This is a genomic window from Microbacterium xanthum, from assembly GCF_034531355.1.
In the GTDB taxonomy this organism is placed as follows: Bacteria; Actinomycetota; Actinomycetes; order Actinomycetales; family Microbacteriaceae; genus Microbacterium; species Microbacterium xanthum.
The window spans coordinates 287,770-310,668 of record NZ_JAWHUE010000003.1; the positions used below are offsets into that span (position 1 = coordinate 287,770).

Below are 22,899 nucleotides of genomic sequence, written 5' to 3' on the forward strand. Positions count from 1 at the left end.
GCCGCGCATTCAGGCGCGCAGCACGAGATCGTCCGCGACGTAGAAGAGGGCGACGTCGATCTCTTCCAACGGGACGCCGTGCTTGTGGTGGTACGCCCGACGGTAGAGCTCCAGCTGCGTCATCCGTTCGGCCCGCTCGGCCTCGGTGCGCGGAGGCGCCCCGGTCTTCCAGTCCACGATCTCGATACGACCGCCGCGGTCTTCTCGGCGGTAGACCGCATCGAGCTTGCAGATGACGACGTGGACCCGCCCATCGAGGTCGGTGACGGTGAAGTCGATCTCCGTCTCGACCTCCAACGGCTGCAACGGTGCCCATTCGCTGGCCTCGAACGTACGGCGCAGAGCGGCCAGCGCCGCTTGGTCGTCGGCGGCGGTCGCGGCGGCGCCGGCGGCGCGGGAGGCGTCGGCGTCGTCGTCAGACTCCCACAGGGCGTCATCCAGCGACACGCCCCTCCCGACCAGCCCGGAGCGGTTCTCGACCCACGCGTGGAAGAGGGTGCCCAACCGGGTCTGCCGGTAGGGACGCTCGGGAAGCGGCCGTGACAGCCGCGCGACCGCCCCGTCGTAGTCGGTCAGGAAGTCCTTGTACCGCGAAGCGGCGATACGGGTCGGTGCGACGTCGGGACGTGGGCCCGCCGCACGCGCCTGCCGTTCGGCGAGCAGGAGCGACAGGTCCCGATCGGGTTCTGCACGATCGGCCGCCAGCGCCTCCTCCACCGCTCGCGCCGCCGACATCACGACGTCCCGACGGGCGCCGAGCGGGTCGATCGGCCAGTGCACGAGTCGCCGCTCACCCACGTAGGGGTTCTCCCCGGGATCATCAGCGGGCACGTCGAGACCACGGGCACGGGCGATCTCCTCGAGGAAGACGCTGCGCCGTCGGGGGCGCTTCGTCCCCGACCACGTCGATCCGGTCAGCAGCAGGTGGTCCCGTGCGCGGGTGACGGCCACGTACGCCAGGCGACGATCTTCCTCCAGCTGACGAGCCCGGTTCGCTTCGACGTATTCGTCGAGCGCCTTCTTCAGGTCCTGCTGCGTGGGGGCTCGATCAGCTCCCCACGCGAATTCCGGCAACCAGCGCGCGTCGCCCCGGAATGTGGCGGGGAGGACCCCGAAGCCGAGCCACCCCTTGGTGTCGCGCGGCGCGCTGGGCAGTTCGTCCTTCACCAAGCGCACGACGGCCACCGCATCCCACTCGAGCCCCTTGGACCCGTGGATCGTGAGGAGCTGCACGACATCGTCTTCGGGAGGCTCGGTGCGCGGCGCGAACTCGTCGAGCTGCTCCGCGTGGTCGAGCCATGCCAGCAGGCTGGCGATCGAACCGGTTTCGTCGGCGGCGAGGAACGCATGCACCTCGTCGACGAAAGCGCGCAACTGCGCCGAAGCGATCCGGGCCGGACCCCGCGATTCGTTCGCGGCCAATTCGATGTCCAGCCGCAGCTCGACCTCGATGAGACGGACAAGTTCCGGGATCGGCATGCCGACCGCGCGACGGAGTCCGGAGAACACCGCCGACGCGTCGGCGAGCCGCTCGATCGCCTCGCCGGTGAAACCGGTGAGCCACCCATGATCGGGCCCGTACCGGCCCACGAAATCCAACGCGTCCGACAGCGATCCCGCCTCGTCGCCCGCGCTTGCTCGGATCGCCTGCACGACCTCGGGCGGCAGGGGCTGCAGTGCCTCGTCGTGCGAGGCGATGCGGCGCGCCAGCGCCGACAGCTCGCGCAGGTCGGGCAGGCCGATCCGCCAGCGCGGGCCCGCCAGGAGCCGGATGAGCGCGGAGCCCGCCGCCGGATCGCTGATCACGCGCAGGGCGCTCACGACATCGACGACTTCCGGGGTGGAGAGCAGTCCACCGAGGCCGAGGATGCGGTGCGCCACGCCGCGGTGCGCCAGGGCGTCGCCGAAGCGGACCATGTGCTTCTTCGAGCGGAACAGGACGGCGCCGGTGGTACGCCTCCCTGTCGCCGCCCGCTGGGCTCGTACCCGTGCGAACCACGCGGCGACACGATCGGCCTCTGCCTCCAGCGCGTCGTCGAAGCCGATCTCGACCTCTCCCTCGGGCGCTCCCGGACGCGGCGTGAGCTCGGCGACGGGAACCGCCGCTGACGCCGCGAGCGGAGCGAGGACGGCGTTGGCCGCCTGCAGCACGCCCGCGCTGTTGCGCCAGCTCGTCATCAGCGCGTATGTGGCGCAGGCATCGCCGGGTGCGAACGCTTCGGCGAACCCGCCGAGATTCCCGGCACTCGCGCCGCGCCACCCGTATATCGCTTGGTGCGGATCACCGACGGCCATCACCGCGGTCGCGGCGAAGATCGTCGACAGCAGATCGGTCTGCACGACCGAGGTGTCCTGATACTCGTCCAGCAGCACCACGCGGTAGCGATCCCGAAGCTCCGCAGCCACCGGAGGGTGAGCGCGCACGACCTCGAGCGCACCCGCCACCTGGTCGGAGAAGTCGATGACGCCCAGTCGGCGCTTCTGGCGGGCGTACTCGCGCGCCAGATCCGCCAGCAGCGCCAACGCACCGACGTTGTCTGCAGCGGTCTCGATGTCCTTATAGACGACGGTCCGCTTGTTCGTCGAGGGGCGCTCGAGAACGCCCGCGAAGGCCTCGGGGAACGCCGCGAGCCGGTCGAAGTCGACCAGGTTGTCCACTCCGTCCCGCGCGATGCGCAGGGCGGCGTCGACGATCGAGCGCACCGCCTCGCCGCGATGCTCCAATCGCTCGTCGTCGGAGGCGAAGACGACACGGCGCATCAGCAGCCAGGCCGCCGACTCGCTGAGGACCGCCGCCTCGGTGTCTCGGCCGATGCGCACCGCGTGCTCGCGCACGATCTGGTCGGCGAAGCTGTTGTACGTCGACACCGTCGGGCGGTGCAGGAGCTCATCGTCGCGAGCCGCCGGCTCCGGAGCAACCGCGCCGACCGCCGCGGCGAGATCGTCGATCGCGGCACGACGGGCGGCCGGCGCAGCAGCAGTGCGCTCGATGCGCCCGAACACCTCCAACCGGCCCTGCTCATGCAGGGGTCCGAGATGCGGAAGCAGACCGCGCGCATCGAACTCCGCCAGCCGTGCCAACCGCTTCTGCACCCGCTCGGCCAACTCGCCCGCGGCTTTGCGGGTGAACGTGAGGCCGAGGACCTCGTCGCGCCGGACGATCCCATTGGCGACCAGCCACACCACGCGTCCGGCCATCGTCTCGGTCTTCCCGCTGCCGGCCCCGGCGACCACGAGCGCGGGTGAGAGCGGTGCTTCGATGACGGCGGTCTGCTCCGCCGTGGGTGGGAACTGCCCGAGGGCTGCGGCGATCGCGGCGGCAGAGATCATCATGACGCGCTCACCGCCCCGATGGTGTGGATGCGGCAGAGCCCGTAGGCATGCTCATCGCGGCAATGCTCCTCGAACGGCGCGGCGAAAGAGGTGGAGCGCATCACGGCGACCGCCTCCTGGATGCGCGTGAGGAACGCTTCGCGCCTTTCGTCGTCGAAGGGCGCCTGCCGCGGTGTGACGAAGTCCGCCTTGGATGTCGGGCGGAGCACGAGCAGCTGGGCGCCGCCGGGCGGATGCCCCTCCGCTGCGGCGATCGCACCGGATTCGAAGGCGAGCTGATACGCCGCGAGCTGAGGGTTGTCGGCCACCTTCTCGTCGGTCTGCGGCTCCCGTTTGCCGGTCTTGAGGTCGACGATGACCACCTTTCCGTCCGGAGTCAGCTCGACACGGTCGATGTAGCCGGAGACCACGACCCCGTGCGGCGCATCTTCCGCCCCGACCACCGGGAGCGCCACCTCGAAGTGCGGCTCAGCTCCGATGAGGCGTCCCCCCTCGGCGTCGAATCGTCGGAGATACGCGTGCAGACGTCGCACGAGGTCCCTCGCGCGCGTCTTCTCGGCACGCTCGCGCCAACCGGCCTCGAAGACGAGCTCCCCCCAGCGCGCCTCGACGGTGCGCCAGAGCGCCTCCTCCGAGATCTCCTCGGCGTTCTCCAGTGCCGCGTGGAGGATCGTGCCCAGGCCTGCGGTCACCCCACCGGGGTCGCCGCCGAGGTCGCCGATCACCCAGTTCAACGCGCACTCCTCAAGGGTGTGCAACCGAGAGGGCGAGACCCGCACGTGCTCGCGTTGCAGGTCGCGCAGCGGCCCCGTCGACGTGGGGGCGGCCACCCCGTACCAGTGCGACGGATCGGCCCCCGGAACGCGCGCGTCGGCCAGCAGCGCCAGCTGGGCGGCGGCGTGGGCTCGGGCACGCGATGCGGCCGCGGCATCGAGCAGCGCGCCGGGGGTCGTGAGCGTGCGGCGGTGTGTGGCGACCAGGCCGCGAAGAGACAGCGGATGATCGACGACGACCGCCTCGGCGGGCGGCAGGAACTCGAAGAAGACGCTCGGCCCGGTGTCGTCATCGTCGACCGCGGTGACCACGCATCGCGAGGTCGCGCGACTGAGCGCTCTCACCAGCAGCCGCAGTTCATCGTGCATCGCCGTGCGTCGCCGGTCGAGGGTGGACGGCGACGCCGCGTCGTCGCGCGAGAGCGCGTCCGCCAGCCGCCAGGTGTGCAGCAGTCCACCGCGCAGGCGCGTGTTCGGCCACAGGCCGTCCTGCACTCCGGCGACGACGACGGTGTCGAACTCCAGCCCCAACGAGGCTGCGGGGGTCAGCAGCCGCACCACCTTCCCGCTCGGCGGCGGATCGAGCCGGTCCTCGGCCACGGCCGCGTCGAGCACACTGCGGACGAACACACGCGGATCCGCATCGACCGAACGCTCGCCGAACCGCTTCGCCGCCTGGAACAGCGCCACGATCGCATCGAGATCGCGACCGGCCTGATCGGCCACCGGGCCGTGCCCGGCAGCAGCCAGCGCCCACGGCTTCTGCAGGCCCGACTGCTCCCAGGCCGACCACAGCAGCTCGTGCGCGCTGGCGCCGCGATCGAGCTCAGCGCGCAGATGGGCGAGGGTCCGTGCGGTCGCCGCGGCACGGCGGGCCTCGCGCGCATCGATGAGGTCGAGCACCACCGGCGTCCGCATCGCCGCCAGCAGCAGGTCGCGTCCCGATCGATCGCCGCCGGCTGCGAGTTCGGCGTGACGAAGTGAGGAGCGCAACCGGCGCAACTCGATCGGGTCCAGACGCCCGGTCACCCCGAGCAACGCATCCGTGACGTCGTCGACGCTCCAGTCGTCGTCCGCCGCCAGCTCGATGAGCCGGAGGAGGTCGCGCACCGGCGCGATCTCCCCGAGGGCCTGCGCCGAGCCGGGGGCCACGACCGGCACGTCGCGCGCCGCGAGCTCTGCGTGAAGGGCCGTGATCTGCCTGCTGTCGTGAGCGATCACCGCCAGACGGTCCCACGCGATGCCGTCGTGCACATGACGCTCCCGGAGCAGCCGCGCGATGACGTCGAACTCCTCCGCCGGCGAGCGCACGGTGAGCGCGCGCACAGACGCATCCGGGTCGACACCGACGGGAGCCGAACGGTGCGCGACGACCCCCGCGGCGCCGATGCGCTGGGTGACGCGACGGATCACATCGGTGGCCGCCGCGGTCCCGCGATGCATGGTGCTGAGCACCCAGGTGGTCCCGAGCGCCGCAGCCACGCGCGCGAAGTTCGCCGGAGTCGCACCACGAAAGGCACCCGACCCGACGTCGGGGTCGCCGAAGGCCAGCACCACCGCCCCGCGATCCCGACACGCCTCGAGCAGGTCGACGGCGCCGGCGGTGAGCTCCTGCGCGTCGTCGACGAGCACATGACGCACGCGATCGACCACGTCGAGGCCGGGCGCCCCGGCGCGAAGGAGCCCGACCGCTTCGCGCAGGAGACCGGCTGCGTCGCGGTGCGCGCCGCGCATGCCCGCCCGTACACGGGTGTACTCCCGCTGGAAGGACGCCATCGCCTCCCACTCGGGTACCTCGTGCGCGCGCCCGAGCTCGCGCAGTGCCACCGGATTCAGCCCCAGCGTCTCGCACTCGGCGAGGAAGGCGCGCACCTCGGAGCGGAACCCCCGGGTGTCCCGGATCCCCGCACCCAGCCATGCCGGCCATCGGCCGGGCGCTTGCCCGGCCGCTTCGTCCTCGGCGTCTCCGTCGAGCATGTCGTGGATGATCTGGTCCTCATCACCGCCGGTGAGCAGCTGCGGCGGCTCGGCACCGGCGGCCACGGCACACGAGCGCACGATCCCGAAGGCGAAGGAGGCCAGGGAGCGCGCGAGCGGTCCGGATGTCGCGCGGCCGACCGCGATGGCCAGACGGTCCCGCAACGCGGTGGCGGTCTGGCGCGACGGGGTGAGCACCACGATGTCGTCCGGATCGACGCCACGGCGCACCAGTTCGACCACGCGCGCCACCAAGGTCTCGGTTTTCCCCGAGCCGGGCGCGCCCACCACGACCCCGGAGGACGCGGTGGGCGCCGCCACGACGGCGCGCTGCGCGGGGTCCGCGCCGGCGCCGGCGACGAGGTCGGCCACAGCGGCCGTGGGCTCGGGGGAAGTCATCACCTCGACGCTAGCCGCGTCCGCCGACATCGCCGCCCGCGTCCGCGCCCGTTCGCCGACAGCGTTCGCGGCGGCCGGGAGCGCAGCGCCGGGGTGCCGTAGGCTGGCGGTGCGCCCCGGAATCCCGCGGGCGCGGGCCCTCGGCCCGAATCGCCAGGAGGTATGTGACGTGGAGATCCGCATCGGCATCGCGAACACCGGACGTGAGCTGAACTTCGACACGAACGAGTCGGCCGCAGACGTGAAGTCGTCCGTGGCCACCGCGCTGGAGTCCGGCGCCGCCCACGTGGAGTTCGCCGACGCGAAGGGCAACTCCTACCTCGTCCCCACCGCGTCCCTGGCCTACGTCGAACTCGGCAGCGAGGAATCGCGCCGCGTCGGATTCGTCGCCTGATCCCGTGCAGATCCTCATCGCCCTCATCCTCGGCGCGGTGATCGGGATCGCGGCGCACGTCCAGGTGCGCGACCGTGCGACCCGAGGCGCCGCGGTGATCCCCATGCTGGGCACCGTCGTGGCCGGCGCCGCGTGGCTCGCCCTGACCTGGGCGGGCCTCGGCGCCGACACCCCGTGGCCCTGGCTGTCCGCCGTCGTGGTGCCCACCATCGTGTGCTGGCCTGCGGCGATCCTGCTTGCCAAAGCGCGAGTGTCGAAGGATGAGCGCGAGAAGGCCGCCCTCGGCATCGGCTGAGATGCGGCGGCGGGTCAGGCCGCGAGGCCCATCCCGTCCATGCGCCGTGAGTGCGCCGCCATCAACTCGGTGAAGACCGGCTCGACCTTCTCCTCGTCGTCGGCATCCAGGGCCGTCGGCCGCAACGCCGAGCGTGCGATCAGGAGGGTGTCGCCGACCAGACGTCGACCCCACATCGCCAGCAGGGCCTTCCACTCCGGGTCGCTCGCGATGGTCGCCGCGACGATGTCGACGATGGCCTGGCGGTCGTTGTCGGCGCGCAGGACCCGCGCCACTCGTCGCCCGGCGTCGCCGTAGCTGGCCGACAGGGCGAGGTAGAAGTCGTCCAGGAGCCCGGCGGTGATGTGCACGGACAGCATCGTCTCCTGCGGACGCCCTCCGTGGGTGGCTCTCCGGAAGGCGTCCAGCGGCTCACGGAACGGCAGCATGAGACTGGTGGGGTCGTCCCCGCGGTCGCGGATGAGAGCGACCAGTTCCTCGTGCTTGGTCAGGGCGGCTCCGGCGGCGCGCGAAAGCGACTCCTTCTGCGCCAGCTCCGGCGTCGTCTGGATCAGTTCGCTCAGTGTCTCGAAGAAGCCCAGCTGGAGATAGGCCGCCTGGCCCAGATAGGTGTCGATATCGGGCGCGAGCTCCTCGAAGTCCACGCGCATCGCGTCACCGAGGTCGCCGCGGGAGCGCAGCTGAAGCCGCCGTCCCTGCGGTCGCCGCTGCCAGAACCAGGTCACCACGGCCTCCACTTTAGAGTGCGCGGGCGTGTCTGCGCGGCCCGCCTCGCGTCATCGGTGGCGCGCTCGGCTATCCTGGTCCGGTCCCCGGCGTCGGATCGGGGCACCGCGCCCGTGGTTGAGAGAAGGGCGTGGACACGCTTTCGCCCCAGCGTGCGCCATGGATGCGCCCGGGGCCGACCACAGGCAGCGTCTCACTGCCGGACGGGTTCCCCTACCGTGACCACTTTCGCCGAACTCGGCGTCGATCAGGACATCGTCGACGCTCTCGCCGCCCGCGGCATCACCGATGCCTTCCCCATTCAAGAGCAGACGATCCCGCTCGGTCTTCCCGGGCAGGACATCATCGGGCAGGCCAAGACCGGGACCGGAAAGACCTTCGGATTCGGTATCCCCGTCGTGCAGCGCCTGGGGCTCGACCCCGAACCGGGCGTCAAGGCCCTCATCGTCGTGCCCACGCGCGAGTTGGCGGTGCAGGTCTACGAAGACATGGACATGCTGACGTCGAACCGATCGACCTCGGTCGTGGCCATCTACGGCGGCAAGGCGTACGAGGGTCAGATCGACCAGCTCAAGGCCGGTGCGCAGATCGTCGTCGGCACGCCGGGACGCCTCATCGACCTCAACAACCAGCGGCTGCTCGATCTGTCGAACGCGACGGAGGTCGTGCTCGACGAGGCCGACAAGATGCTCGACCTCGGCTTCCTCCCCGACATCGAGAAGATCTTCCAGAAGGTGCCGGCCGTGCGCCACACCCAGCTGTTCTCGGCCACGATGCCGGGGGCGATCGTCACGTTGGCGCGCCGGTTCATGTCCAACCCGATCCACATGCGCGCGAACGACCCCGATGAGGGTCTGACGCAGGCGAACATCCGCCACCTGGTCTACCGCGCCCACTCCCTCGACAAAGACGAGGTGATCTCCCGCATCCTGCAGGCGGAAGGCCGCGGCAAGACGGTGATCTTCACGCGCACCAAGCGTGCCGCCCAGAAGCTCGTCGATGAGCTGAACGACCGCGGCTTCAATGCCGCCGCCGTTCACGGCGACATGAGCCAAGAGGCGCGCGAGCGCTCGATGGCCTCGTTCAAGGCCGGCAAGCGCGACGTGCTGATCGCCACCGACGTCGCGGCCCGAGGCATCGACGTCAACGACGTCACCCATGTGATCAACCACACCATCCCCGACGATGAGATGACCTACCTGCATCGCGCCGGTCGCACCGGTCGCGCCGGCCGCACCGGCATCGCGGTGACCTTCGTCGACTGGGACGACCTGCACAAGTGGGCCCTCATCAATCGGGCGCTGGAATTCGGTCAGCCCGAGCCCGTGGAGACCTACTCCTCGAGCCCGCACCTCTACGAGGACCTCGGGATCCCGGCCGGCACGAAGGGCCGCATCGTCACCGCCCCGAAGGCGGAGAAAGCGGAGTCGCCTGCGCGCAGCGGTTCGGAGGGCGGGTCCGGGCAGCGGCGTCGTCGCCGCCGTCGCAGCTCGGGCTCGGGCTCGGGCTCGGGCTCGGACGGGGGGACGGCGCCGGCCACCGGCGCCGAGGACGTCTCGCGTGCGGGCGAGGGTGCCGGAACCCACGACGGCGGCGGCAAGGAGCACCACGACGGCAAGCCCGCGCCGCGCCGGCGCCGGCGTCGTCGCGGGCCGCGCGGTCCGCGCGAGGGCGCTGCCGGCACCACCTGATCGGCGTGCGCGTTCACGGGAACAGCGGCGCGCTGCCCGTCCCCCGCTCCAGGAGACGGGCGAGCATGACCTCGGTCGTGGTGTGCTCGCCCGGCTGATTGGGTTTGCCGAGTCCGTGATAGTCGCTTGAACCGGTGACGATCAAGTCGCGCTCCTCGGCGAGCGCGCGCAGGGTCGCGACGCCCTCCGGGGTGTTCTCCCGGTGACCCAGCTCGAATCCCGCGAGTCCGGCCGCGAGCATACGCGCCATCAGGCTCTCGGGCGGGATGCCGGCGCGACCGGCCGGGTGGGCGATGATCGGCACGCCTCCGGCGCCGACGATGAGTCCGATCGCTTCGACCGGGTCCGGCGAGTACAACGACACGTAATACTCCCCTCCGGCGGAGAGGATCGTCGAGAACGCCTCGCCGCGGTCGCCCACCACGCCGCGCGCGACCAGAGCATCCGCGATGTGCGGGCGGCCGACCGTCGCGCCGGTGCTCGTCTGGGCGAGGATGTCCTCCCAGGTCACGTCGTAGTCCCGCCCGATGCGCTCGGCCATGATCCGGGCGCGCTCCACGCGGGAGCGACGTACCTTCTCGGTCATCGCCCGAAGACGGGGCTCGTCCGGATCGATCAGATAGGCGAGGACGTGGATGCTGCGCCACCGGTGCTGGGAGGACATCTCCATGCCCGGCACGAAGGTCATTCCCAAGGAGGTCGCCGCATCGGCGGCCTCCGCCCAGCCGGAGGTCGTGTCGTGATCGGTGAGCGCAACGGTCCGCATGCCGTGGGCGTGGGCGGCGGCCATGACCTGCGCGGGCGGTTCGGTGCCGTCCGAGTGCGTCGAGTGGAGGTGCAGGTCTCCCGGCCCCTCGTATCGACGCGTCCCGTGCATTCTTCTGAGGGTAGCGGCCGACGTCGCCGAGCAGACCGGTGCAGCCGGTGCCGGGCCCGCCTTGACGGATCTTTCAGTCTCCACCAATAGTGTTCCCCTCGTGCTGCGCGTGTTCGGGTTCGTCGCCGCTGCGACGTTCGCGCTCGCAGCGGCGATCGTCACGTTCCCGCAGATCTTCCACGTCGAGGATCAGTTCCCGATCGCGCAGGTCGTGTCCTTCCGTGGTCTGGTCGCCGTCGCGTTCGCCGGCCTGGGCCTGCTGGCACTGCTGTTCGCCCTCGCACGCCCCCTCCGCGTCATGGCCACGACGCTCGCGATCGTGTGCCTGGCCGCCGCGATCGGCAACGGTGTGGTCCTGTACGACCGTGGCTGGGGCACCGAGACCCTGCCGGCGTCGACGGAGGACAGCCTCCGCGTGATGACGTGGAACACCGCGGGCAGCGGCAACACGTCGGCCGGCGCGATCGCCGAGATCGCCGTCGCGATGCAGGCCGACATCATCACTCTTCCGGAGACGAGCGCCGACACCGGTGAGCAGGTGGCCATCGCCATGCGTGACTACGGCAGGCCGATGTGGGTGCACCACGCGACCTTCGGCTCTCAGGACTCGGGCTGGGACGCGTTGTCCACGACGATCCTGATCTCCCCCGACCTCGGCGACTACGCCGTGATCGAGTCCTCCCGGGACGGCACGAGCAACACCTCCACCGTGCCGAGCGCCGTCGTCATGCCCACCTCCGGCGACGGCCCCACCGTCGTGGCCGCGCACGCCGTGGCCCCGCGTGTGGACGATATGCAGCAGTGGCGCAGCGATCTGCAGTGGCTGGCCGACCAGTGCGCCGTCGACAACGTCATCATGGCGGGCGACTTCAATGCCACCGTCGACCACATGGCCGCGCTCGGCGTCGACGGCGGCACCCTCGGACGCTGCCTCGACGCCGCCTCCGAGACCGGCAACGGCGCCGTGGGCACGTGGCCCTCTCAGCTCCCCTCGCACGTCGGCGCCCCGATCGACCACATCCTCGCCTCGCCGTCGTGGGTCCCCACGGGGTCGATCGTGCTGCGATCGATGGACGGCTCGGGCAGCGACCACCGCCCGCTGATCGTGCAGTACGAACCGGCCGGCTGAGTCGATGACGCGCGCGGCGTCAGGTGCGACACTGGTCAGATGAGCACTGGCGAGAGCGACACGATCGCGACGACCGACACCGCGGAGACCGGGCCCGACACCACCACCAACCGTCGGCAGCCCTTCCCGCAGGGATTCCTCGACACCATCTCCACCGGGTGGGCGGAGCGTCCTGACACGGCGCCGCCGCAACGGACCCAGGCGCCGTTCGCCGCCGCGCGTCGGGCGAAGCTTTCGGCCATGTTCCCGGGACGACGCCTGGTGATTCCGGCGGGCTCGCTGAAAGAACGCAGCAACGACACCGACTATCCGTTCCGCGCGCACTCCGCCTTCGCCCACCTGACCGGATGGGCCGCGGACAGCGAGCCGGATTCGGTCCTCGTCCTCGACCCCGTCGACGGCGGACACCACGCCACGCTGTATTTCCGCGAACGCGCGGACCGCACCACCCCGGAGTTCTACGCGGATGCCTCGATCGGCGAGTTCTGGATCGGACCGCGTCCGGCGCGGGAGGGCGTTGCCGCGGACCTCGGCGTGTCCACCGCGCACATCGACGACTATGCCGCGCACGACGACGACCTCGTCGTCGGCCATCATGACGACCTCACCCGCGCCGTCTCCGAGCTGCGTCTGGTCAAGGACGCCTATGAGATCGCGCAGATGAGACTCGCGGTCGAGGTCACCGGGAAGGGGTTCGACGACATCGTGGCCAACCTCGACCGGGCGGTGGCCCACCCGCGCGGCGAACGCGTCGTCGAAGGTGTGTTCCACCTCCGCGCTCGCAGCGACGGGCACTGGGAAGGGTACGACACCATCGCCGCCTCCGGACCGCACGCGTGCTACCTGCACTGGACACGCAACGACGGCGCGGTCGCCCCCGGGGACCTGATCCTCATCGACGCGGGCGTCGAGGTCGACAGCCTGTACACCGCCGACATCACCCGCACCCTGCCGGTCTCCGGCACGTTCACCCCGACGCAGCGCCGTGTCTACGAGACGGTGCGCGAGGCCGCAGACGCCGCCTTCGCCGCCGCGCGCCCCGGCGTGCGCTTCCGCGATGTCCACGCCGCCGCCATGGAGGTCATCGCCGAACGCGTGGCGGAGTGGGGTCTACTGCCCGTCACGGCCGAGGAGGCCCTCGACGCCGAGCGCGGCGGGCACCACCGCCGGTACATGGTGCACGGCACCAGCCACCACCTCGGTATCGACGTGCACGACTGCGCGCAGGCTCGGCGCGAGATGTACTACGACGGGGTCCTGGAACCGGGAATGGTGTTCACCATCGAACCGGGACTGTACTTCCAGATCGATGATCTGACCGTGCCGGAGGAGTATCGCGGCATCGGGGTGCGCATCGAAGACGACGTCCTGGTCACGAACGACGGCGTCGAAAACCTCTCGTCGGCGATCCCGCGGACCGCGGATGAGGTCGAGGCCTGGATCGCGCGCCTGAATCCCACCGGCTGATCCGGTGGTCTTCACCCCCGAAGCCGCGTTCACCACGCGGCCGACGCTGACCGGCACGTTCGGGATGGCCGCCTCCACGCACTGGACCGCGACCGCGACCGCGCAGGCGGTCCTGGAGCGCGGTGGCAACGCGTTCGACGCCGCCGTCGCCGGCGCTTTCGTGCTCCACGTCGTCGAACCGCACCTGAATGGTCCCGGCGGCGACCTCGTCGCGCTCATCCATCCCGCCGACGCCGACTCCCCGCGCGTGCTCATGGGCCAGGGCCCGGCGCCGACGGCCGCGTCGATCGCGCACATGAGGGCGGAGGGCCTCGACCTCGTCCCGGGCGCGGGTGCATTGGCTGCCGCCGTCCCCGGCGCCGTCGACGCGTGGCTGCTGCTCCTGCGGGACCACGGCACGTGGGAGCTCGGCGATGTCCTCGCGTTCGCGATCGGCTACGCCCGCGACGGGCACCCCCTGGTCGCGGGCGCGGCGGCCACGATCGCCCGCGTCGCCGACCTCTTCCGGGACGCCTGGCCCAGCTCCGCTGCACTGTGGCTGCCCGGCGGAACGGTTCCGGCCCCCGGCGCGATGATCACCAACCCCGCTTACGCGGAGGTCCTCCACGAACTCGTGCGCGCATCCGGCGCGACGCCCGGTGACGGTCCGAGCGGCCGCGTCGCCCGCATCGATGCCGCGCGGCGGGAGTGGAAGACCGGACGGGTCGCCCGAACCCTCGCGGCCTTCGCCGCCCGACCTCACCGTCACTCCGACGGGCGGGATCACGCCGGGGTCCTCACCGCCGAGGACATCGCCGCGTTCGACGCGGAGTACGAGCGGCCCATCGTCTCCTCCTTCCGCGGTCATGAGATCGTGAAAGCCGGCGCGTGGACGCAAGGGCCCGCTCTGCTGTCGGTGCTCGGCATGCTCGAACCGCTCGAGGACAGCCTGCTCGACCCCTCTCAGGAGGCCGGTGCCCACCGCATCCTCGAGGCGCAGAAGCTGGCATACGCCGACCGCGACGCCTGGTTCGGTGACACCGACGTGGACGTCGAGGCCCTGCTGTCGCCGGATTACCTCCAGCAACGGCGCGATCTGATCGGCGACACGGCCTCCCTCGAGCTGCGCCCGGGCTCTCTCGGTGGCCGCACTCCGATCCTCCCACCGGTGCGCACCGGCGCACCGGGCTCTGCGGCGGGCACGGGTGAACCGACCGTCGACCGCACCGGTCACACCCGTGGCGACACGTGTCATATCGACGTCGTCGACCGGTGGGGCAACATCGTCTCGGCGACACCGTCCGGGGGATGGCTGCAATCCTCCCCGACCGTTCCCGAGGTCGGATTCTGCCTGGGTACGCGGCTGCAGATGACCTGGCTGGAGCCGGGCCGTCCGTCCTCGCTGGCCCCCGCCCGACGGCCCCGCACGACCCTCACGCCCACGCTCGTGCTCCGCGGCGGTCGCCCGGTGATGGCACTCGGGTCGCCCGGAGGCGACCAACAGGACCAGTGGCAGCTGTTGGTGCTGCTTCGCACCCTCGTCGGGGGCTACAGCCCGCAGGGCGCGATCGACGCACCTGCGCTGCACACCACAGCGGTGACCGACTCGTTCTGGCCGCGCACGTGGTCGCCCGGCGGTGCCGTGGTGGAGGACCGGCTGGGCGACCGGGTCATCGACGGCCTCGTCACTCGCGGTCACCGGGTCACCCGCGCGGGCGATTGGGCACTCGGACGGGTCTCGGCGGTGGGCCGTCACGACGACGGCGTGCTGTGGGCGGCGGCGAACCCCCGCGGTATGCAGGGCTACGCCTCCGGGCGCTGATCCGATCGGAAACGCGCGCGCATCCAGTCGACCACGACGGGGGCGAGCTCGGCAGCCGACTCGTCCGCCGGGCGTCGTCGTCCGGCGATGTCGAAGGCGTGGCCGGCACCGTCGACCCAGTGCACGGACGCGTCACGGCACGACGAGACCGCCTCCTCGAGCTGACGGTGGGGTTGGACGAATGCGTCCCTCGTCCCGGAGAGGAACAGCTGCGGCGGCACGACCGCGGGAAGGTGCTCCACTCGTGGCTTCTCCGGCCGACCCGGTGGGTGCAGCGGGTAGCCGAGGTAGACGAGCCCACGGGGTCGGATGCGGCCCTCCGCCGCGGCCATCGAGGCCATCCGCCCTCCGTACGAGCGTCCGGCGGCGACGAAGGGCAGCGGGGCGTGCTCGGTGCCCACGTGGGCGGCGACCGCCTCCCACGCTGCGATCGCATGTGCCGGAGGTCCCGGCATCCGACGGCCGGACTCGACGTAGGCGAAGTTGAACCGGACGGTGGCCACCCCGGCCGCGTTCATCGCGTCGGTGAATCCGGTGACGCCCGGATGGTCCATGTGCGAGCCTGCGCCATGGGCCACGGCGATGACCGCCCAGGCCCCCTCCGGGGTGGTCGCGTCGACCTGGACGGAGGTCGAGCCGGCCGGGAGGGCCACATCGATCGTCTCTCGCGTCACGACGCGGGCGGCTCGTCGCGGTCGGCGCCGGAGGCGACGTCCGGGTCGATCCGTTCGCCGTACCGCGGCGGCTCCGTCCGCGAGGTGTCCGCAGGCTCGGCCCGGCGCGACGGCGGCGGTTCGGACGGATGCGTCGGGGCGGCGGGCACAGCGGGGTCGGCGGCGACCGGGCCGTTCGCGCGGGGACCGAGGACCTGACGCGCCCGATGCAGACTGTTGGCGGTGACGGTCACCTCGTAGGTGTCGGCGACGACGGCCATCACCGATGCGTAGTCGCGGCGGCGACGCACGAGGGAGTAGGTGACGATGCTGAAGAGCATCCCGATCGCGATGCCCACGAACAGCACACCGACGAAGACCTGGATGGGCACGGTCGGGGAGCCGAGCACCACGACGGCGCTGAACAGCAGTCCCAGCAGGAGGCCGTTGATCGCCCCGGAGCGCGCCGCCGATGCATACCCGAGTCGGCCGGTGACCCGCTCGATCGACCGGAGTCCCTTCCCGACGATGGCGATCTCCCGCGCCGGAATCTCCCCGGCGATCAGTTCCGACACCGCCTTCTGCGCCGCTTCGTAGGTCGAGAACGACGCCACCACGGGGCCCACCTCGCCGGTGGCCTGGGGGCCGCGTCCGCCGATCATACTCATTCCTCCATCCTCCCACGGCCCCGGTCTACGCTGGAATCGTGAGCACGCAGAGGGTATTCGTCGCCCGCCTGACCGGCTGCGCCGTCTTCGACCCGGCGGGCGACCGACTGGGCAAGGTCCGCGACGTCGTCGTCATCTTCCGTGCCGACGACCCTCCCCGGGTGGTCGGCCTGATCGTGGAGATCCCGGGCCGACGCCACGTGTTCCTCTCCATCGGCCGGGTCACCTCCATCCGCCCGGGACAGGTGATCACGACGGGCCTGATCAACGTGCGGCGGTTCCAGCAGCGCGGCGGCGAAGTCCGCGTGATGGCGGAGCTCCTCGGGCGCCGGGTTTTCCTGCGCGACGGGTCGGGCACCGCCGTCATCGAAGATGTCGCCATCGAGCGCAGCCGACTGGGTGATTGGGACATCGGGCAGCTCTTCCTGCGCCGACCGAAGTCGGGTGGATCTCCGTTCGCCAAGGGCGCCACGACCTTCTCGACCTGGGCTCAGGTGCGCGAGGATCAGGAGCCGGGTGAGGCGCAGTCCGCGGAACAGCTCGTGGCCACCTTCTCCGAACTCAAACCCGCAGACCTCGCCAACACCCTCCTCGACCTCCCGGATGACCGCCTCATCGAGGTCGCCGAGGAGCTGCCCGACGACCGCCTCGCCGATGCTCTGGAGGAGATGCCCGAGGACGAGCAGGTGCACATCCTCGAACAGCTCGACGACGAGCGCGCCGCCGACATCCTCGACGCGATGGAACCCGACGATGCCGCCGATCTGCTCGGGCAGCTTCCCAAGGTCCGCTCCGAGCAGCTGCTGGGTCTGATGGAGCCCGAGGAGGCACAGGATGTGCGCGACCTCCTGAAGTACGGGCCCGACACCGCGGGCGGGCTGATGACCAACGAACCGATCGTGCTGTCGGCGGAGTCCACGGTCGCCGAGGCCCTCGCCCTCATCCGCCGCCACGAGTTGCATCCGGCGTTGGCGGCATCGGTGTTCATCACCCTGCCGCCGTACGAGACGCCGACAGGACGCCTCCTGGGGACGGTGCACTTCCAACGGATGCTTCGGTACCCGCCCCACGAGCGGCTCGGGGCGATCATCGACGACTCCGTCGATCCGATCCCCGCCACGGCCGCGGCCTCGGAGGTGGCACGCATGCTCGCCAGCTACAACCTCGTGTCGGTCCCCGTCGTCGACCCTGCCCGACGCCTGGTCGGCGCCGTGTCGATCGACGACGTCCTGGATCACCTGCTGCCCGACGACTGGCGCTCGATCGACACCGAGGGACCGGAGGTCCCCGGTGTGCCCACGACGACCGCCGCGATCCCGACGAGGCGGCGATGATGGCGCGGGAGAAGAAGCAGAACACCCGCATCCGGGGCCTCGACGCCCCCCGCGGCCGCTCCGGCGTGCTCGGCCGCACGCCGCAGCCCTCGCGCGACCGGTTCGGGCGTTTCACCGAGTGGATCGCGCGCGCGATGGGCACTCCCGCCTTCCTCCTGATCCTCAGCGGGTTCTGCGCGGCCTGGCTCGCGTGGAACACCCTGATGCCGCAGGATCTGCGCTTCGACTCCGCCGCCAACGGCTTCACCGCGTTGACGCTGATGCTCTCGCTGCAGGCGTCATACGCCGCGCCCCTGATCCTGCTCGCGCAGAATCGCCAGGATGACCGCGACCGCGTGCAGATCGAGCAGGACCGGCAGCGCGCAGAACGGAACCTGGCCGACACCGAGTACCTGGCGCGCGAGATCGTCGCCCTGCGTATGGCGGTGACCGACATGCAGGGTGAGGCCCTGACCCGTGACGTCCTGCGCGGCGAGCTGAAGAAGATGCTCGCGCACCTCGACGACGCCCCCCGGAAGGACTCCCCCGCCTCGTGACCGACCTCTCCTCCCGCGTCCGCGCCGCCGTCGCCGGCGTCACCGATCCCGAACTGCGCCGACCGCTGGGTGAGCTCGACATGGTGCGTGACGTGCACGTCGACGGCGGCACCGCGCACGTGGGCATCGCCCTCACGATCGTGGGGTGTCCCGCTGCAGACCGCATCGCACGGGACGTCACCGACGCGGCCGGCGCGGTGACCGGCGTCGACGCGGTCGACCTCCAGGTCGGCGTCATGACGCCCGAGGAGCGCCGCGCCCTCACCGACAAGCTCCGCGACGGCCGTCCGGCGCGACAGATGCCGTTCGGCCCCGACTCGCTGACGCGTGTGATCGCCGTCACCAGTGGAAAGGGCGGCGTCGGCAAGTCCAGCATCACCGCGAATCTCGCCGTCTCCCTCGCCGCTCGGGGGCTCGCGGTCGGTCTGATCGACGCCGACGTGCACGGCTTCTCCATCCCCGGTCTGCTGGGCATGGTCGGCCCCGACGGGCACGCGCCCGTGCCGACGCGCATCGACGACCTGATGCTCCCGCCGGTCGCCCACGGAGTCAAAGCGGTCTCGATCGGGATGTTCCTGCGCCGCGGCGACGCCGACGGGCCGGTCGGGGCCGTCGCGTGGCGTGGCCCCATGCTGCATCGGACGGTGCAGCAGTTCCTGACCGATGTGTTCTTCGGCGACCTGGACGTGCTGCTGCTGGACATGCCGCCGGGCACCGGAGACGTTGCGATCTCCGTCGGCCAGCTCCTGCCCCATGCCGAGGTCCTCGTCGTGACCACCCCGCAGCCGGCGGCATCGGATGTGGCGGTGCGCAGCGGCCTGGTCGCTCGTCAGACCGGGCAGCGCCTGATCGGCGTCGTGGAGAACATGGCGGCGATGACCATGCCGGACGGCACCGAGCTGGACGTCTTCGGGGCCGGGGGCGGACGCGCCGTCGCGGATGCACTCGCCACCGACGCCGAGCCGGTGGACGTGGTGGCCTCGGTTCCGCTCAGTCCTGCGTTCCGGGCCGCGGGCGACGTCGGCGTTCCCGGTGTCGTCGCCGACCCCGCCGATCCCGCCTCCCGAGCGGTCGCGGCGCTGGCCAATCGCATCGCGTCGCAACCGCGCCACCTGTCGGGGCGCTCCCTCCCGCTCCGTCCGTGGTGAGCCGAGGCGTGGTCAGGTGGCTTCGCTGTCGAACGGGGGCCGGGTCCCCGGTTCGAGCTTGCTCGTGACCGGCTTGACCGGCGTGGTCGGTGCGGTCGCGGCCGGGGCCGCCTTGGGGACCGGAGCATCGTCGAGGAGGGCCTCGCGGATGATGCGACGGGGGTCGTACTGGCGCGGATCGAGCTGACGCCAGTCGACGTCGTCGAAGTCCTCGCCCATCTCGTCCTTCATGCGGGTCTTCGCGCCCTGGGCGAAAGCACGCACGCGGCGCACGAGGCCGGCGAGCGCCTCGGCATAGCGGGGCAACCGCTCCGGTCCGAGGAGGAACGCGGCGATGACGAGGATCAGCATCAGCTTCTCGAACGTCAGGCCGTTGAACACCCCTCCAGATTACCGTCGCGCCTCAGCGTGGCGACGCGATGCGGCGCCTAAGCTGATCCGGAAGGAGTCGACATGCCAGATCAAGACGCCGATCGGCGGTTCGCGGCGGAATCCGTCGTCGAGCCCGATCACATCGCACGCGCCCGCGCGGCGGCCCTCGAGCTCGGCGCGTCGCCCATCAGCCCCGAGGTCGGCGCCCAGGCGGCCGTCATCGCCGCATCCTCCGCCGCCCTGAACATCGTCGAGATCGGCACCGGAGCGGGTGTGTCCGGTCTGTGGCTGCTCCACGGCTCGCCGCGCGCCACACTCACCACGATCGACAGCGAGCCCGAACACCTCGGGGCCGCACGCCAGGCGTTCGCCGAGGCGCGTGTGCCGGCGGCACGGGCTCGGTTCATCACGGGCCGGGCTGCGCAGGTCCTTCCGCGCATGAACGAGGCCTCCTACGACATCGTCTTCGTCGACGCCGATCCCGAGGGCGTCATCGAGTACGTCGAGCACGGGCTTCGTCTGGTCCGCGCGGGCGGCACGGTGCTGGTGCCCCGGGTGCTCGGCGGTGGATCCGTCTCGGACCCCGTCCGCCGCGATCCCCTCACCGCCGCGTACCGCTCCCTCATCCAGGAGACGCAGTCCTCATCGGCCGTCATCGGCGCCCTGTCCATCGTCGGCGAGGGACTGCTGCAACTGACCACGCTCCCCGCGGAATCCCGCTGAGCGGGCCGGGCAAGGCGAAAGGCCGGTCCGAGGACCGGCCTTTCGTCCGTGCGACGAGAACGAGCGTCAGGCTGCGCTGACGACTCCCCCCAGAACGTCGTGAAGCTCCTTGGCTTCCGCGTCGTTCACAGAGACGACCAGTCGGCCACCACCCTCGAGCGGAACCCGCACGATGATGAGGCGCCCCTCCTTCACGGCCTCCATCGGCCCGTCTCCGGTTCTCGGCTTCATCGCTGCCATCGTGGCTCCCTTTCTATGGAGGTCTGCCGTACGAGTTTATCGTGCGCGCCCGCGCAACGCCGGAATTCGGTGATCAGGGAATGCGCCAGAACGTGTTTCCGAGCGTGTACATGTTGTAGACCCACAGCCACTGCCCGATGAGGCAGGCCACGAGCACCCCGATCCGCCACCTCCGCGACGCGGGGACGGCGAGGGCGCCGGCGAGGGGCGAAAGGGGGAAGAGCAGCCGGAAGGTGCTGGACTGCGGGAAGAACACCGCGAGCAGGTAGACGAGATAGCTGGCCGACCACAGGCGCACCTCGACCCCCAGCCGCTTCACGTGCGGTTCGAACAACAGCAGGGCAGCGACGGCTGCCACGATCCCGAGGAGGGCGATCACACCCGTCCACGCGGGCAGCCCCCAGCGCGGGAACCAGAACGCAGCGCCCTGCACCCAGCCTTCGAACGGGACGAACCCCCCGCTGTCCCCCACCCACAGGCGTCGCCACGCGAGTTCGGTGTCGAGGTAGGCGGCCGGGTCTCCCGTGACGACCGCCGCGATCACCTGCCAGGAGAACCCCACCACGGTGGCAAGCGCGCCGAGGGACAGGATGTGGATGACGTCATGTCGCGTCACCGGTTCGACCTCTCGCCGAGTCAGTCGCCAGAGACCGAACAGCGCCAAGAACAGTCCGAACGCCAGCACGCCTGGCCGCGTATATCCCATGAGCGGTATGAGCGCATAGAGCCACCCGTACCGTCGGGTCTGCACGCACCGGATCGCCAGAAGCAGGAAGAACAGGAACAGTGCCTCGGCGTATCCCACTTGGAGCAGCGCCGCGAGCGGGCCGGCGGAGAAGAACACCACACCCCACAGGGCCGCCCCCTCACCCAGCCGCTCCCGGAACATCCCATGGAGCACCAGCGCGCACCCGTACCCGGCGGCGAGGGTGACCAGGAACGCCCCGACACCCCAGTGGCCGAAGGGCAGCGAGACCACCGCCGACAGGACCGGGTACAAAGGCATGAACGCCCAGGCGTTCTCCGCGACCTGCCCGGCTTCGGTGAGCGGGAGATCGACGGGGTATCCCTGGAAGGCGATCAGCCAGTACCACTGGGCATCCCACGCCAGCACGTACGTCCCGAGCGTCGCGTCCCGACCGTGGCGGGCGTCGGCGGGAGCGATGGCCGAGGCCGACAGGAAGAACCCGGTCGTGACCAGCCGGGCGAGCAGATAGACGAGCGCGACGCGGACGGCGGGGCGGATCGTGGTGGAGGCCGCCCCCGCCGTCACGCGCTCAACCACGCTCGCAAGCCGCGCTCGACCTCCATGATCTGCGACAGCGCCACCCGCTCCTCGTCGTGGTGGGCCAGGTGGGGGTCCCCGGGACCGTAGTTGACGGCGGGTACCCCCATCGCCGAGAACCGGGCGACGTCGGTCCAGCCGTACTTGGGGCGGGGTTCGGCGCCGACGGCGGCAAGGAACTCCTGCGCCAGCGGCGAATCCAACCCGGGTCGAGCACCTTCGGCCAGGTCGACCACCTCGACGTCGAAGCCGGCGAACACCTCGCGCACGTGCCGCTCCGCCTCGGCCCCGTCGCGGCTCGGCGCGAAGCGGTAGTTGACCTCGACCTCGCAGGCGTCGGGAATCACGTTGCCGGCGACCCCGCCGTTCACGCGCACCGCGTTCAGGCCCTCCCGGTATTGCAGACCCTCGACGCCGACTTCCTTCGCGCGGTACTCGGCCAGCCGGGCGAGGATCGGCGCGGCCTTGTGGATCGCGTTCTCGCCGATCCACGAGCGGGCGCTGTGCGCGCGCACACCGTCGGTGCGCACGACCGCCCGCAGATTGCCGTTGCAGCCCCCCTCGACCTGGCCGTTGGAGGGCTCACCGAGGATCGCGAAGTCTCCCGCGAACATCTCCGGGCTGTTTCGCGCGAGGCGCGTGAGCCCGTTGCGCTCCGCAGCGACTTCTTCGTGGTCGTACCACATCCACGTGATGTCGACATCGGGGTCGGTCAGTTCGGCGGCGAGTTTCAGCTGCACCGCGACGCCCGCCTTCATGTCGACCGTTCCGCGCCCCCACAGGAACGGCTCACCGTCGATGTCGATGTCGCGGGTGGGGACGTTGTGGTTGATCGGGACGGTGTCGATGTGACCGGCGATGACCACACGTCGATCACGCCCCAGATCGGTACGGGCGACGATCGTGTCGCCGTCGCGGTGCAGGTCGAGGTGATGGTGCTCCGCGAGGGCGAGGTGGATCGCGTCGGCCAGCGCGGTCTCGTCGTCGGAGACGCTGGGTATGTCGCAGATCGCGCGCGTGAGGTCGACGGACGTGGCGGTGAGATCGAGGCCCGGCATCCCCCGAGTCTAACGACCGC

20 protein-coding genes are annotated in these 22,899 nt (G+C 71.0%); 10 read left to right on the plus strand and 10 right to left on the minus strand.

What is annotated here, in order from left to right:
* Positions 1-9 precede the first annotated feature (9 nt).
* Together RZO50_RS11450 and RZO50_RS11455 are read right to left on the minus strand one after the other, a co-directional pair.
* The gene (locus RZO50_RS11450; protein WP_322599859.1) at positions 10-3,333 is read right to left on the minus strand and encodes an ATP-dependent DNA helicase; all 3,324 of its coding nucleotides are present in this window, start codon (positions 3,331-3,333) and stop codon (positions 10-12) included.
* On the minus strand, positions 3,330-6,482 hold the full coding sequence (locus RZO50_RS11455; RefSeq protein ID WP_322599860.1) for an ATP-dependent helicase: 3,153 nt from the start codon (positions 6,480-6,482) through the stop codon (positions 3,330-3,332). Before RZO50_RS11455 ends, RZO50_RS11450 begins: the two co-directional genes overlap by 4 nt.
* Positions 6,483-6,651: 169 nt before the next feature.
* On the opposite strand from RZO50_RS11455, the gene RZO50_RS11460 reads away from it, so the two are divergent.
* Together RZO50_RS11460 and RZO50_RS11465 are read left to right on the plus strand one after the other, a co-directional pair.
* Positions 6,652-6,876, plus strand: a complete 225-nt coding sequence (locus tag RZO50_RS11460; RefSeq protein WP_322599861.1) for a DUF3107 domain-containing protein — start codon at positions 6,652-6,654, stop codon at positions 6,874-6,876.
* A gap of 4 nt (positions 6,877-6,880) precedes the next feature.
* On the plus strand, positions 6,881-7,171 hold the full coding sequence (locus RZO50_RS11465) for a hypothetical protein (protein ID WP_322599862.1): 291 nt from the start codon (positions 6,881-6,883) through the stop codon (positions 7,169-7,171).
* 14 nt (positions 7,172-7,185) lie between these two features.
* On the opposite strand, the gene RZO50_RS11470 is transcribed toward RZO50_RS11465, so the two are convergent.
* A complete protein-coding gene (locus RZO50_RS11470) occupies positions 7,186-7,899 on the minus strand; it encodes a ferritin-like fold-containing protein (protein WP_322599863.1) in 714 nt (237 codons plus the stop codon).
* Between the two features lie 216 nt (positions 7,900-8,115).
* Here RZO50_RS11470 and RZO50_RS11475 point away from each other — a divergent pair, with 216 nt between their 5' ends.
* A complete protein-coding gene (locus tag RZO50_RS11475) occupies positions 8,116-9,588 on the plus strand; it encodes a DEAD/DEAH box helicase (RefSeq protein ID WP_322599864.1) in 1,473 nt (490 codons plus the stop codon).
* Between the two features lie 13 nt (positions 9,589-9,601).
* Here the strand turns inward: RZO50_RS11475 and RZO50_RS11480 are convergent, their stop codons facing one another.
* Positions 9,602-10,465, minus strand: a complete 864-nt coding sequence (locus RZO50_RS11480; RefSeq protein WP_322599865.1) for a PHP domain-containing protein — start codon at positions 10,463-10,465, stop codon at positions 9,602-9,604.
* Between the two features lie 100 nt (positions 10,466-10,565).
* Between RZO50_RS11480 and RZO50_RS11485 the strand changes: the two genes are divergently transcribed.
* The 3 genes from RZO50_RS11485 to RZO50_RS11495 are packed head-to-tail and all read left to right on the plus strand — an operon-like array spanning position 10,566 to position 14,862.
* Positions 10,566-11,594, plus strand: coding sequence for an endonuclease/exonuclease/phosphatase family protein (locus tag RZO50_RS11485; protein WP_322599866.1), 1,029 nt, complete (start codon positions 10,566-10,568; stop codon positions 11,592-11,594).
* Positions 11,595-11,633: 39 nt separating this feature from the next.
* Positions 11,634-13,061, plus strand: a complete 1,428-nt coding sequence (locus tag RZO50_RS11490) for an aminopeptidase P family protein (protein WP_322599867.1) — start codon at positions 11,634-11,636, stop codon at positions 13,059-13,061.
* Positions 13,062-13,065: 4 nt separating this feature from the next.
* Positions 13,066-14,862, plus strand: coding sequence for a gamma-glutamyltransferase family protein (locus tag RZO50_RS11495; RefSeq protein WP_416211595.1), 1,797 nt, complete (start codon positions 13,066-13,068; stop codon positions 14,860-14,862).
* On the opposite strand, the gene RZO50_RS11500 is transcribed toward RZO50_RS11495, so the two are convergent.
* Together RZO50_RS11500 and RZO50_RS11505 are read right to left on the minus strand one after the other, a co-directional pair.
* Complete coding sequence (locus tag RZO50_RS11500; RefSeq protein ID WP_322599868.1) at positions 14,844-15,536, minus strand: alpha/beta hydrolase family protein; 693 nt, start codon at positions 15,534-15,536, stop codon at positions 14,844-14,846. The two genes, RZO50_RS11495 and RZO50_RS11500, sit on opposite strands and share 19 nt — an antisense overlap.
* On the minus strand, positions 15,533-16,183 hold the full coding sequence (locus RZO50_RS11505) for a YflT domain-containing protein (RefSeq protein ID WP_322599869.1): 651 nt from the start codon (positions 16,181-16,183) through the stop codon (positions 15,533-15,535). The genes RZO50_RS11500 and RZO50_RS11505 overlap by 4 nt, the downstream gene beginning before the upstream one ends.
* 38 nt (positions 16,184-16,221) lie before the next feature.
* Between RZO50_RS11505 and RZO50_RS11510 the strand changes: the two genes are divergently transcribed.
* From RZO50_RS11510 to RZO50_RS11520, 3 genes are read left to right on the plus strand one after another with little or no spacing between them, the layout of a single operon-like run.
* On the plus strand, positions 16,222-17,517 hold the full coding sequence (locus tag RZO50_RS11510) for a magnesium transporter MgtE N-terminal domain-containing protein (RefSeq protein ID WP_322599870.1): 1,296 nt from the start codon (positions 16,222-16,224) through the stop codon (positions 17,515-17,517).
* Positions 17,517-18,053 (plus strand): DUF1003 domain-containing protein, encoded by a 537-nt coding sequence (locus RZO50_RS11515; protein WP_322599871.1) that lies wholly within the window; start codon positions 17,517-17,519, stop codon positions 18,051-18,053. Before RZO50_RS11510 ends, RZO50_RS11515 begins: the two co-directional genes overlap by 1 nt.
* Positions 18,050-19,201 (plus strand): Mrp/NBP35 family ATP-binding protein, encoded by a 1,152-nt coding sequence (locus RZO50_RS11520; protein WP_322599872.1) that lies wholly within the window; start codon positions 18,050-18,052, stop codon positions 19,199-19,201. The genes RZO50_RS11515 and RZO50_RS11520 overlap by 4 nt, the downstream gene beginning before the upstream one ends.
* Before the next feature lie 12 nt (positions 19,202-19,213).
* Here RZO50_RS11520 and RZO50_RS11525 read toward each other — a convergent pair whose 3' ends face one another.
* Positions 19,214-19,582: a Sec-independent protein translocase family protein gene (locus RZO50_RS11525; RefSeq protein ID WP_322599873.1), complete on the minus strand. Its 369-nt coding sequence runs from the start codon at positions 19,580-19,582 to the stop codon at positions 19,214-19,216.
* A gap of 72 nt (positions 19,583-19,654) precedes the next feature.
* Between RZO50_RS11525 and RZO50_RS11530 the strand changes: the two genes are divergently transcribed.
* Positions 19,655-20,296: an O-methyltransferase gene (locus RZO50_RS11530; RefSeq protein WP_322599874.1), complete on the plus strand. Its 642-nt coding sequence runs from the start codon at positions 19,655-19,657 to the stop codon at positions 20,294-20,296.
* A 66-nt stretch (positions 20,297-20,362) separates the two neighbouring features.
* Here the strand turns inward: RZO50_RS11530 and RZO50_RS11535 are convergent, their stop codons facing one another.
* From RZO50_RS11535 to dapE, 3 genes are all read right to left on the minus strand, one after another.
* Positions 20,363-20,536 (minus strand): DUF3117 domain-containing protein, encoded by a 174-nt coding sequence (locus RZO50_RS11535; protein ID WP_064485917.1) that lies wholly within the window; start codon positions 20,534-20,536, stop codon positions 20,363-20,365.
* A 73-nt stretch (positions 20,537-20,609) separates the two neighbouring features.
* Positions 20,610-21,821, minus strand: coding sequence for a hypothetical protein (locus RZO50_RS11540; protein WP_322599875.1), 1,212 nt, complete (start codon positions 21,819-21,821; stop codon positions 20,610-20,612).
* On the minus strand, positions 21,806-22,879 hold the full coding sequence (gene dapE / locus RZO50_RS11545; RefSeq protein ID WP_322599876.1) for a succinyl-diaminopimelate desuccinylase: 1,074 nt from the start codon (positions 22,877-22,879) through the stop codon (positions 21,806-21,808). Before dapE ends, RZO50_RS11540 begins: the two co-directional genes overlap by 16 nt.
* Between the last annotated feature and the right edge of the window lie 20 nt (positions 22,880-22,899).